We start from the raw sequence: 12,588 nt of genomic DNA on the forward strand, positions 1-12,588 counted from the left end.
GGAAATTATTCAATGGCTAACCAACCAACGAAATATCGCAAGTTTGTAGTAGGGGCTGCATCAGCTGCACTAGTAGCATCTGCAGTAGCACCAGTAGCATTCGCTGCAACTTTTAACGACACAAAGGGAAACACACACGAAGAGGCAATCAATGCTCTATCTGATGCAGGTGTTATCTCAGGTTACGAAGACGGATCATTCAAACCTAACAAAACACTTACACGTTCTGACGTAGTAAAGTTAATGGGTAAATGGTTAGTATCTGAAGGGTATAAAGTACCTGCAGACTACAAAACAAAGCCACGCTTCTCAGACTTGAAGACTACATCTAACGATGAGCTTCTAAAAATGTCTGCACTAGTTTACGACAACGGTGTATTCGTTGGTAAACCAGATGGTTCACTTGACCCATCAAGTGATATCACTCGTGAAAACATGGCAATCGTTCTTGTTCGTGCATTCGACCGCGTACATGACGTTGACCTAGTATCATACGTGAAAGATCAAGATTTCAAGAAAGACGTTACAGACCTAGGCAAAGCAAAAGCTGAAGCTCGTCCTGCAATCGACGTTCTAGACTTCTTCGACATCACAAACCCAGCTGCACCAGAATTCAACCCTAAAAACACAACAACTCGCGGACAATTCGCTTCATTCCTTTACAAGACTACTCTAGTAGACTTCGATAAAGTTGGCGGCGGAGTAGTAGCTCCTGGAGTTGCAACTGTTAAAGGCATCAATGCTACAACAGTTGAAGTTACATTCAAAGACGAAGTGAAAAACATTGACTCTTTGAAATTCTCTATCGACGGTTTAACTGTTTCTAACGCAGCAGTTAAGCAAACTGATAACAAAACTGTTGTATTGACAACTGCTGTTCAAAAGGGCGGAGAAAAGTACACAGTGAAATTGGACGGCAAAGCAATCGGTACATTCACTGGCATCGAAGCTACAGTTCCAACTTCTATCAAAATCACTAACCAATCAGTACAAGGTAAAACTGGACAACAGGTTATCCTTTCAGCTGACACTGGCGTGAAAAAAGCTGGCATCCCTGTTACTTTCAACGTGAAAGCTAACACTATCGGCACAACTAACAAAGACCAAGTCTTCGAAGTAATGACTAACGAAGATGGAATTGCGACATTCTCTTACACTCAATACTCCGCAGGTCAAGATCAAGTAACAGCATACCCAACAGGTGCACCAACAGTACGCAGCATCGGTTATGTATTCTGGGGCGTTGACACAATCCTAGGAGTAGAAGACGTAACTGCTGGATCAACAATCAGCAATGGCGCTAATAAAACATACAAAGTAACTCATAAGGATGCTACAACTGGTAAGCCAGTAGCAAACCAAACTTTGAATGTTTCATTCAAAGAAAACATCGAAGTAACACCTGATCAATTGAAAGACGCTACAGTTAACGGCGTTGAAGTTGCTCAATTGTCAAACGGTACAGTTACTAAAGCTGCACAAATCACTACAGACTCAAAAGGTGAAGCTACATTCACTGTTTCCGGTAAAAATACATCAGTAACTCCTGTAGTATTTGTTGCTAACAATACTCCAACAACTAAAGATTACAAATATGATGCATCTGATTTACAAGCAACAGCTTCAAAAGTAACGTTCTCAGCTAACCAAGCAGAGTATACTCTTGAAATGGTTCGCGACAACGGTGATGTTGCAGCAACTGGCGGAACTAATGGCCGTAAGTACACGTTGACTGTTAAAAACAAAGACGGCAACATTGCAGTGAACGAAATCGTTAACGTTGCATTCAATGAAGACTTAGACCGTGTAATCTCTACTAACACAGATGCTAAATTCATTGAAGTTAGCAGCGATGGTACACAACAATACTTCACTGGAGACAAAGCTAAAAAAATCTCTGTGAAAACAGACAGCAAAGGTCAAGCGACATTCGTTATCGGTTCTGATAAAGTGAATGACTATGCAACTCCAATCGCTTGGATCGATGTAAACAATCCAAACGCTGTGGAAGGTAACTTTGATCAAGGCGAGCCATATGCAATTGGTCAAATCTCTTACTTCCAGGCTGCATACCTAGACGGCGCAGCATTGAAAGTTTACAACGCTGCTGGTAAAGAAACAAAAGAATTCAAAGGTAGCGAAACTGCAACGTTTAAAGCAGAACTAGTTAACCAATCAAACAAAAAAGTTGCATCCACTTCTGTTAAGAAGGCATCCTATACTGTATTTAATACAGGTGCTAACGATGTGACAGTTGAAGGTCAAGTCGTTTCTCCTAACCGTAGCTATACAGTTACTAAGGAAACAGGCAATACAGATCTTAAAGTAGCACCAACTATGGATAAAAACACTTCAGTACGCGTAGTAGCTACTGGAATTGCTGTTGATACAGACGGTAAGGATTATGCGTTCACTGCGAAAGAAGCTACTGCTTCATTCACAGCTACAAGAGCGGTATCTGATCTTTACACTGGCGATGTTGTATCTTTCAACTCCGAAAAGAAAGAACTTACTTTCAGCGGAAAAGATGCAGTTAAATATGCTGGTGAAAAAGATGTAACTTACGAATACAAAGGTCTTGGTAATACACCAATCGCAACTGCTGATGACTTCATCAAAGAGTTGAAAAAAGGTGAAGTTACTGTCACTCGCGAAGTAAAAGGAAGCACAACTTCGTTCTATATCATTGAGCAAGATACTACTAAAGCAGGTCCTACTGATACAGCTACAACAAACGCTGCTGATAAAGCTGCCGCTGATGCTGCAACTGCAAAAGTGACTGCACTTCCTGCTGTTGGAGACCTTAAAATTGCTGATAAAGCTGCCGTAGAAGCTGCACGTGCTGCATACGATGCATTGACTACAGCACAAAAAGGTTTAGTAACTCCTGCTACAGTAGCTGCTCTTGAAGCTGCTGAAGCTAAAATTGCTAAACTAGAAGAAGCAACTCCAGCTGAGGACTTTGTTCTTACATCACAAACTGCAAAAGTAAATGCTACTCTACCAGTTTTGGCTGACTACAATATTGCAGGTACTATCGCTACTACTGTTGGCGATGTAAATAGTGTGAAAATCGTCTTAACTGCAGAATCAGGTTCATCTACAGATGAGTTGAATGTAACTTATAATAAAGAAAACCGTAGCTTCGAATATATTACTTCTTCTGCAAAAGCAGCTAAAGCTACATTAAAAGCATATGATGCTACTGGTAAAGAACTTGCTTCAAAGGCTATTGAGTTTAAATACTAATTAACTGATTATCAGTTATTGATTAAACATCTGAGATTCATATATATGAATCTCAGATGTCCTTAAATATAGCAATGGAGGGAAAAACTATAATGAAAAAAAGCACTTCAAAGTTGTTAATAGCAGCATTGGCTTCTTCAGCAATTATTGCACCGATAAGCAGTGTAGCGTCTGCAGCTACTCCAGTTAAAGAGGGCGTGTACTTTTCTGCTACAAATGAATTTTTCACAGTAGAGCAACTGGGGGATTTATCAACACAAAAGATTGGTAAGCTTTTTGATGAGAATTCTACTGATCAGGTATTCATTTACACAGAAGGAATAGGAACTGCTACATTAGCACAAGCAAATGCTTCTGACTTTATCAGTGCTGCAAATGAAAATGGATTTAAAAATGAGCCAGAAAAAATCATTCCTGAAGGTTCGTATGTAGGGAAAGATGGCAACGATATAGTTATTGGTGATGTAGTTGCTCCAGAACTTTCTGTTGAATCAGTAAGTGCGATTACCTTTACTGGTGTTGAGGTAACATTCCCAGAAGTAACAGAAGCTATCGAAGACGCTAACGTGGTTGTCAAAGACGGCGAAGGAAATGTTGTACCAACTGAAGCAAAACTATTGGCTGAAGGCGAAACATCAGCTGAATTTGCATTTACAACACCATTTAAAGCTGACCACAAGTTTACTGGCGTATGGACTGTAAATGGTAAAGAATATAGTTTTGATGCTATCAACCAATTGGCTGATATCGTTGATGCAGTAACAAAAGGTAACCAAATTGAACTCCAAGCAGCTCTTGACGCAGCAGGTATTACATACGCTGACGAAACAAGAATTGTTGAGTATCTAGCTGCACTTCAAGAAGATGGTGCAACTGCATCCCTTGAGGCAGTTCAAAAAGCAATCACAAAAGTAGACGAAGATACAGCGACAGAAGCTGATAAAGAAGCAGCTGTAAAAGCGGTTGCAGATGCTAAAACACAAGCTCAATTGTTGAAAGCACTACAAGATAACTTCGATCTTGTGAATCCAACTTGGATTGTAAACTATGCTAATCCTGAAGTTGAAGGAGAAGGTGGAGAACCGACAGCTGAGACTGCTGGGAATGCTGACCTTTTAGCTTTCGAAGCATCATCAGAACCAGCAGATGTAGCTGGAGACTTTGATGTTATCCAAGAAGCTGTTTATAATACAAACGTTGCTAAAGTTGCTCCAAAAGTTGCAGATGCAAACTTGTCATTAGACAGCAAAAAAGTTGCTGAGGCAAGAACACTAGTAACTAATTGGATTCCAGAGTTTGCTGCAGATGAAGATTCTGATTTTGCCGGTCTGAAAGAATATTCATTAGATCTTTTAAGCCTTGAAGATGCGTTAATCGCAGTAGATCAAGCTAAAACGAACTCTGCATTGAAAACTGCATTGGTTAACCTAGACAAGCTTGAAACTGAACTTGTTGAGAAGTATTCTGAAGCAGGATTGGTAAGCGAATTTGATATTGATACAGTTGAAGATGCTAACCTAACAGCTTACAGAAATGCAATTGCTAAAGCTGAAGTTGGAGCTAAAAATCAACGTAAAGATATTCAGAAAATCGTTACTGATGCCAATAATACAGCGGTAGATACAGCAAAAGAAAAAGTTCTTGAAAACCTTAATAAAGTAAGCACTAAAACTGCAGCAACTGATGTTGTATCATTATTAGCACAATATAAAGCTTTAGATAAAGAGACAGTTACGGCAGAAGTTAAACCTGCTTATTCTGAAGCTTATAAAGCAGAAGTTCTAGCAACATATACAGCAGCAGATCCAGTTGTTGAAATAGATGCAGCGGCGGTACAAACATTAGTAAATAAAGTTAACCTGGCTAAAGATGCTGATGCTCGTCTGGCAGCTGTAAACTCCGCTTCTACTGCTTCTGAAATGAGCACTGCCTTAATCGCTCTGGAAGCAGCAGATGGTGCAACTGCTTTCACTAACCTATCTTCGACAGCAAAACTTGAAGTAGCTGAGATTGTATTGGCTAAGCGTAATGCTGAAGATGATAAAAAGTTTGCAAACAAAGATGTAGCTCTTGCTTCCATTACTACTCCTGAAACAGGGGCAATTGCGGTAAGAACTGCATTCCTTAATGATGTTAACGATGAATCAACGATTGCAGGAGTACAAGTCGCTCTTGCAGGAGAAGATTCACTTCTACCTGACTTTGCTAAGCTTGATGCGGCAGCTCAAGTAGAAAAAGCTGAAGCGGTTCTTAACGCTTTGACAGCTCTTAAAGCTGACGGAAAAGCTGGATTCTCAACTGTCACTGAAATCAAAACAATCGTCGAATAATAAAATTGCGAAACGTTACTCTATAAATCTATGAAAATAGTAGATGAAATGAGTGAAGAATACCTCCTCATATCGCTTTGGTATGAGGAGTTTTCTTTAACTATATGCTGTCAAATGTCGGGAGAATTCCCCGACCTATGTAATAGCCTAATATACATAGAGCCTGATCCTCCTGCATGCCAAATGGTTTACTCGCCATGAAGCATGAAGCCAGGTGAAGTCGTAATACGTGCAAGTCGTATGCGGGGCTCCTTAAAAGATGACTATGGTCAAGCAATGAATCCATGAATTAAAGCTGCATGAGGTAATGTCTGATCTACAAAAAACCTTCGGCTGGTCAGCCATCTGTCTGCTTGGAATAGCAGAGCAGGAACCGGAACAATTCAGGCTATTAAACCGATTCTTCTTATGTTGCATAGTGGAGGCCTACGGTCATCAAAAATAGGGATGGCAGGTATGGAACGTTTGAGGTTCCTGATGAGTAGGAAGAGTAATTCCAGAGAGGCATCAGGGAAGTCAGCGGGTTCATAGTAGTGTCGATCGTCAGCCGTTTGTATCTGTATGGCAACATATGGAGAGGAGAAAACTGGCGGGAGCGAAGGAACCCAGTCGGTAGAAATTCTATCGATGGAACGCCGTATGCGGTGAAAGCCGCACGTACGGTGTAGACCGGTCGAAATCCTTGGCTGGATAGACACGGAATGGTGGAACATTGCCAACAACGAATGCCCAACAGTTCGAAGCGGATTTGAAAGCTGCGAAGAATGGGGATACGGTATCACTTAAAGGTAATATCACAAAAAATATTGTTATCAACAAATTAGTCAATCTTGATCTTAATGGCAAGAAGATTACTGGTAACGTAACAATTAATACGCCAGCCAAAGGTACTATCAACTTGAAGAATGGTAGCATTGATGGCAATCTAACAGTTGAGGCACCACAGGCAACTGTTAATAATGAGCTTACAGTGACAGGCAACATTAATATCAACAATGTTGCATTCGGAACTTGGAATGAGAAAGCTAATGGCAACAAGCTAGTTGTAAATGATCCTGATGGCATCAAGCTAACAGTGGCTCCAGGTAAAACAGTGGCGACTATTACAGTGGCTCCGGAAGCAGTTGGCGAAGTCACGATTACAAACAACGGAACAATTGAAAAGGTTGATGCTCAGGCTTCTGTTGAGTTGGTGAATAATGCAGGCGCGACAACTAACTTGGTTACTGGAACTGCTCCGGTAGATGTTAAAGGTGAAGGCACAGTTGGCGACAATAACAATACTACTGATCCAGCAGTTATTGCCTTGGAAGCAGCCAAGACAGCTGTAAAAGCTTATGAAGATGCACCGATTACTACATTAGAAGAAATCGCCAACACTAATTCCCTTAGAGCTACAGCGGAAATTAAAGTGTCAGCAGTAGCAGATGGTGTGGCTAAACAAGAATTAACTTCCCGTATCGAAGTACAAAATGGCAAAGTTCAAGCTGCAAAAGAAGACCTGCTGATTTATGCAGCTCAGACAGCTATCAATAAGATTGCTGAGGTTCAAGACATATACTCTGATGAATATAAATCAGCTGTACATGCTGCAAACACAGCAACAGATGCAGCAAGAACAGCAGGCGTACAGGATACACAAATCGGAGAAGAGTTTGTTGCTATGCTTGATGCAGCCAACGATTTCCTTGCTCCAGTTTCTGCAACTTTATCTGGTGGCGGTGTATTTAATTTTGAAGGAGTAAATACATTTAATGTAACTGCTAATTCGAAAATAGGAGCAAAAGGAACTGAGGGTGTACACTTTGCTGGTCAAGAGTGGGCTTCAAGTAATGCTCAAGGATTCAGTTATACAACGGATGGAGCATTCTATACAATCGAATTAACGAAAGATAATACTCCAGTAGAATTTAACACAGTCTTCGATACATTTGCCTTACAAACGCAGGGCAGTGCAAATATCCAAGATTACTCTCAAGCAAGCACTGGGCGTACTGGAGCTGACTTTGGAAATGCAGGTCACACGGGAACTAAACTGTATTCTGCATCTCCTTGGAATGAGGTTGGAACACTTTACTACGGTATTCACTCAAACATCGCTGGTGTAAATTTCACGAATGGTGCAACAGCAGCAATTGACATCACTGGTACTTTGAAATCTGATGCTACTGATGGTTCCTACAAAATCACTGTAACAATGTATGAGTCAGCTCGTGTTACAAAAGATTTGAAGCATGCTAACAAAGATTCCTTAAAACCATTGGGGACAGTAAACTACACATTTACTGTATCAGCAGTACCAGCACCTTAAGGGGAATAATAATTCAAGAATCCTTATCCACTTAAAACATTTTAAAGTGTAGAGTAGATAACTAGAAAGGACTAGCCCTCGGGTTGGTTCTTTCTTTTTATTTGGACATTCATCCTTTATAATAGAAGAAAGGTATGTTCATAGGAGGAACTGATATGTTTAATACTTCCGCCCTTCCTGGCAGCATTGCTTTGCCACATTCTGCTGAGATGCCGGAGTTAAAAGGGTTATTTTATACAGCAAAAGACGCAAAAGATGAAACACCGATGTATCAAGAACTAAACCATCGTCTCATGCAGTTGGAGACCAGTACAGAATTACATGAAGACGAACTGAACGAAATTGAGGATAAATCTCTTGATCTTGTAGTTGCGATAGAAGCTAAGGAGGAAGTACAGCTACGCATTGATTGGTTGAAGCGATTATATGATGTGAAGAAGTCATTGCCTTCAGTTTTGACTGTTGCAGAAACGGAGCGTTTGCGTACAGCTTTAAGCTCTGTCCAAACCTGTCCATTAAAGTCTGAATTACTGACAGAATTGGATAGACTTGCTGCTGCTCTCCCTGCAGAAGTAGAGTCACCTTCACTTAGTGAGTATGACCGAGTAATGGAGTTTGCCATCGAGCAAGCAGGTGAGGGCTTTATCAATCTAGGCAAAGCAGGACGGGAGCAAGTAGTTCAACATTTAGTTGCAAAGTTCGCTGAAGATGTATCCGTTGCTTCTATTCAAAAAGAAGTTACGAAACTGGAACAACAAGTTGATGGTTTGGCTGAAATAGATGATGTACAAGCATTGCAGGATCAGTTGGAGGCTCTGCCACTGTCCAACTACTTTCGCCTGTCTTCAGAACGAAAGCAGATGGTTGCTGAGCAATTGATTGAGAAAAGAAAGTGGAAAGGGTTAGCTTCACTCGACCGCCTGATTCATCAATTGGATGCCAAACTAAGTGCGGCAGAAGAACAGGATGCGGTGAAAAGTATGGCGAGCGGAGTTGCTACCGCATTGAATTTTAATCAGCTGGAAGGCATGTCGATTCAAATTCGATGATTTACTGATTGGTGGAAGGACTGACCTTTGGGTTGGTTCTTCTTTTGTTTTCTACTCTATCCGTTTCTGCTCCCTTTACAATTCTATATTATTATACTGAAATAACAACCAAAGCCTTACTTCCCATGACGGAGGTAGGGCTATTTCAATTGGAGGGATTGTAGATGAAGAAGATGTATGGTTTGAAAGCGAAACAGTTGGAGTGGTCAATGGTCAAGGAGGAGAAGTATGTTCCGGCAAAGCGTGTAGGCCAGAACCAAGTCCGGAGGACATTGAAGTGACCAAACGACTTGCAGAAGCAGGCAGCATCCTAGGCGTGGAGCTACTGGATCATTTGGTGGTCGGCGAGGACAGTTTTGTCTCTCTCAAAGAACGGGGGTATATGTAATGAGAATCATAGGAAGGGAGATTAATTGGTTTCAAGAGATTTTACAAAAGGAGTTTAGGGTTACGATAAAAGTACACAAAACATCAGCAGAAGCTACAGAACTGGGACTGGATGAAGTAGAGGACTTCTTTGTACCAACAGAAGTTTTTCTTGAGTTACCTGAAAGTTTACTGTATGAGCTAATGATTTATGATGATGAAATGTCGAATGAGTGGGTGGGCGCAATTGCATTCTACCCTGATACCCCGGAATGGTGCTTGCAGGTTATTACGAAAAATGGTGAGTTAGTGTTTCGGAAAACGCTACCGCTTCCAAAAGAAAAATCATGACAATTCACGGCATATTTTACCTGGATTTTACGGCATAAGTAAAAAACGTTTCATCGTTTTGGCAGAAGTAATGATTACCATGGGATTCGGAAAAATTCTTACACTGCATTCCTATAAGTATGTCGTGAAACCTCGTAAAATACGTTTAAACCAGGAAAGTTGAAAAAAGTGATGATTCGTTCACCAAATGATTGAAATACACCTTTAAAAAAGGAATATAAGATTTAAAAAGGAGATGAAGTAATTTGTTAATGCCAAATATACCTACGAAAACACTGGGAGGTGAATTCTGGTGGAAAACCATTGATAAACATTGCGGTTGGAAGCTACAGAAGAACATTGTTACAAACCACTATCGAATCCTAGATGAAAACAAAGTAAGACAAGCGTGGTCATTGAAAAAGAAGTCGATACTAAGTGTTTTTTACACAATAACAGGTAAAGTTCCCTTTCAGAAAAAATAACTCCGAACAATACATTACGTACACGTAAACGTACATGTTTACGAAAATGTACTTAAAAATGTAAATGTGAGGAGAAAGAAAATGACTACAACACGAAGGGTAATAAAGAGACAGAAAGGACAAGCACCAACAACAAAACGAGAACTAACAGAAAATGAGAAGAGAGGTCAGGAAGCTTTGCGAAGAGTCCGAGAGCAAATGCCTGAAAAGAAAGGGGAAGAAACACCAAACAAAGCAACGATGCAATCAGAAGCAACTCTAAAGCAAGCTCCAGCACCACAAAAATCTTCTGCGCCACAGAGAGCCAAACTAGAAGGACTTGCGGAAGGTGGATCGTCACAGTCAGAAAGCGATGGAAAAGCAGTCTACACGACCAAAAAACAGGCACAGCTGCCGCAAATAACACAGCCAAACACCACGAAGCCAACACTCAAAAAGAAGGAGAAGTTTGAGGACACCCACAAACGAATGACAACCTACTTCTCAACGAAAAACCACAAGAAATTGAAAGAAGTGAGGGAAGATTACGGAATACCTATTACAGAAACCCTTAACAAGGCTCTTGAAGAATACTTTGAGAAATATAATTTGTAAGCAGTAACGCCCCTATGTCCATTTGTGACGTAGGGGTATTTTTATTTTCTTGAAAGGTGGTGATTTACATGTGGCAAAAGGTATTAGTAACCATCCTCATCACAGTTGCAACTAATGTCATTAAAGAGCTAATGGATGATGTTGAATAAATGTAGGGGGTTAGAAAATTGACGGAAAGGCTAATAGATTTCCAATCTTGGCTTGAAGACGATGGTAAAGCTGCAAAAACAGTAGAAACCTACCTCGGCAACATCAAACACTATTATGGTTTTCTAAATGAAAACGGTTCAGGAGTAGAACAGCTACTAAGTAGAGCCTTGGTTGTAAGGTACATCAAATATTTAGAGAAAGAAAAATACGCCATTTCATCCATCAATGCAAAAGTAACAAGCTTACTTGCATTTAATAAATTCCTCTTAGAACAGAAGGAAGTGGATCGAATTTTTGTGTCACTAAGAAAAGATCAAGTGAAGGTTGCAGCTGGAAGTGAACAGATTGTCGAAGCCTTTTTGCCAGAAGAAGTGGAAGAGCTATTAACGTATGTTGAAAATGAGCAAAAAGTGAGCCTAAGAAATAAAGCGATTGTTTACCTGCTTCTTTACGGTGGCATGAGAATATCCGAACTATGTTCCATTCAGATGGCTGACATGGATTTTTTAACACGAACCTTGTTCATTAAGGGCAAAGGGGGGAAGTACCGAGAAATCATGTTAAGGCAAGATGTTGTGGAAGTCGTTCAAGAATACATTAAAACAGAACGGTCCCAATCGAAATTTCAGTTAAGTCCCTACCTCTTTGTCAGCAATCGATCAGAAAAAATTGTTCGTGATGCAGTAAATAGCTGGATGAAAAAAGTTTCTAAAGAGATTGGGTTTAAGGTATATCCGCATAAATTCCGAAGAACATTTGTGACATTCTTGTTGAAGAAACAAGTACCTATTACTACCGTTGCAAAGCTGACAGGACATTACAGTATTTCCGTTTTGGAAAAACATTACAATTTTGTATCTCGTAGCACAAAGCAACAGGCAGTGGATTTACTCTAGGGGGGAGAACAGAATGAAAATCATACAGCATTTAAGTGATATTGAGTATCTAAAATCAGACAATGAGTTACCTTTACCATTTATTAAAGAAATTGAACAGGATTTCCTAAATGCTTATGAAGCCGTAAATCATGAAGATATTTACTTATTAAACTTTTACTTGCCATTAGGGAAGGCTCTTTTTGTGTTTGAAAAAGGTGATGATGTCCTTGCAAAACTGAATGACCCGTTTGCATTGGAGTACGTGGAAGCGATCAAATTGGATGCAGTAAAATTTTACCGTTGTGCTTTACGTGGTGAAAGCCTTCAGCTGTATTACTCTCCATTAAATACACATGATCGAGAAACTGAGGAATGGCTCCGTGAACAAGCAGAATGGAATGAAGGGATGAGTGATTCTTAATGTTCGATCCAACAAAGCCCTTTTACATGACAAGAGCAATCGCAGAAGAATTAAGTGAAGAACACCAACAATTCATTTTACAGTACATTCACCAACATCATCAGCACCTCAATGATTACCTTCAAATTTTCGAGTTTTACATCGAGGATGGTGAACAGTGGCTGGTGCAAAGACAGGAACAGCCAGAACGGGAAACAACAATTTTTGTAGGATTGGAAGAAACTGAACCAATAAATGAAAAGGTGTGGGTGCAGGATCAACAGGATTATGTAATTATTTTGTACCCACAGGACTACTAATAAAAAGATGGAGCAAGAAATGTGAAAATCTTGCTCCAACATATATGTGATTTAATAGGGAGCTATAATACCGTCATAGAGTGCTTCTTGCTTATAAGGGAAATGACCATTTAAATAAAATCAATT

At 40.1% G+C, this 12,588-nt stretch carries 9 protein-coding genes and 1 pseudogene; all 10 read left to right on the forward strand.

Features of this window, described 5'->3' with window-relative positions:
* Positions 1-12 precede the first annotated feature (12 nt).
* Positions 13-3,249: an S-layer homology domain-containing protein gene (locus SporoP33_RS11815; protein ID WP_081243893.1), complete on the forward strand. Its 3,237-nt coding sequence runs from the start codon at positions 13-15 to the stop codon at positions 3,247-3,249.
* Positions 3,250-3,341: 92 nt separating this feature from the next.
* Positions 3,342-5,579: a hypothetical protein gene (locus tag SporoP33_RS11820; protein ID WP_081243894.1), complete on the forward strand. Its 2,238-nt coding sequence runs from the start codon at positions 3,342-3,344 to the stop codon at positions 5,577-5,579.
* A gap of 712 nt (positions 5,580-6,291) precedes the next feature.
* Positions 6,292-7,890 (forward strand): hypothetical protein, encoded by a 1,599-nt coding sequence (locus SporoP33_RS11825; protein WP_081243895.1) that lies wholly within the window; start codon positions 6,292-6,294, stop codon positions 7,888-7,890.
* A 155-nt stretch (positions 7,891-8,045) separates the two neighbouring features.
* The gene (locus tag SporoP33_RS11830) at positions 8,046-8,939 is read left to right on the forward strand and encodes a hypothetical protein (RefSeq protein ID WP_081243896.1); all 894 of its coding nucleotides are present in this window, start codon (positions 8,046-8,048) and stop codon (positions 8,937-8,939) included.
* Positions 8,940-9,189: 250 nt separating this feature from the next.
* A pseudogene (locus SporoP33_RS16355) lies at positions 9,190-9,327 on the forward strand (JAB domain-containing protein); the annotation flags it as partial.
* The gene (locus SporoP33_RS11840; RefSeq protein WP_081243898.1) at positions 9,327-9,656 is read left to right on the forward strand and encodes a hypothetical protein; all 330 of its coding nucleotides are present in this window, start codon (positions 9,327-9,329) and stop codon (positions 9,654-9,656) included. The pseudogene SporoP33_RS16355 and the gene SporoP33_RS11840, both read left to right, overlap by 1 nt.
* A 545-nt stretch (positions 9,657-10,201) precedes the next feature.
* The gene (locus tag SporoP33_RS11850) at positions 10,202-10,714 is read left to right on the forward strand and encodes a ribbon-helix-helix domain-containing protein (protein ID WP_081243900.1); all 513 of its coding nucleotides are present in this window, start codon (positions 10,202-10,204) and stop codon (positions 10,712-10,714) included.
* A 167-nt stretch (positions 10,715-10,881) separates the two neighbouring features.
* Positions 10,882-11,760 (forward strand): tyrosine-type recombinase/integrase, encoded by an 879-nt coding sequence (locus tag SporoP33_RS11855; RefSeq protein ID WP_081243901.1) that lies wholly within the window; start codon positions 10,882-10,884, stop codon positions 11,758-11,760.
* Between the two features lie 13 nt (positions 11,761-11,773).
* On the forward strand, positions 11,774-12,163 hold the full coding sequence (locus SporoP33_RS11860) for a hypothetical protein (RefSeq protein WP_081243902.1): 390 nt from the start codon (positions 11,774-11,776) through the stop codon (positions 12,161-12,163).
* Positions 12,163-12,462, forward strand: coding sequence for a DUF960 family protein (locus SporoP33_RS11865; protein ID WP_081243903.1), 300 nt, complete (start codon positions 12,163-12,165; stop codon positions 12,460-12,462). The genes SporoP33_RS11860 and SporoP33_RS11865 overlap by 1 nt, the downstream gene beginning before the upstream one ends.
* Positions 12,463-12,588 lie beyond the last annotated feature (126 nt).

Source organism: Sporosarcina sp. P33 (assembly GCF_002077155.1).
GTDB lineage: Bacteria > Bacillota > Bacilli > Bacillales_A > Planococcaceae > Sporosarcina.

Coding starts and splice junctions, on each gene's coding strand:
- SporoP33_RS11815 (WP_081243893.1), top strand. CDS start 13: ATGGCTAACCAACCAACGAAATATCGCAAGTTTGTAGTAGGGGCTGCA.
- SporoP33_RS11820 (WP_081243894.1), top strand. CDS start 3,342: ATGAAAAAAAGCACTTCAAAGTTGTTAATAGCAGCATTGGCTTCTTCA.
- SporoP33_RS11830 (WP_081243896.1), top strand. CDS start 8,046: ATGTTTAATACTTCCGCCCTTCCTGGCAGCATTGCTTTGCCACATTCT.
- SporoP33_RS11840 (WP_081243898.1), top strand. CDS start 9,327: ATGAGAATCATAGGAAGGGAGATTAATTGGTTTCAAGAGATTTTACAA.
- SporoP33_RS11850 (WP_081243900.1), top strand. CDS start 10,202: ATGACTACAACACGAAGGGTAATAAAGAGACAGAAAGGACAAGCACCA.
- SporoP33_RS11860 (WP_081243902.1), top strand. CDS start 11,774: ATGAAAATCATACAGCATTTAAGTGATATTGAGTATCTAAAATCAGAC.
- SporoP33_RS11865 (WP_081243903.1), top strand. CDS start 12,163: ATGTTCGATCCAACAAAGCCCTTTTACATGACAAGAGCAATCGCAGAA.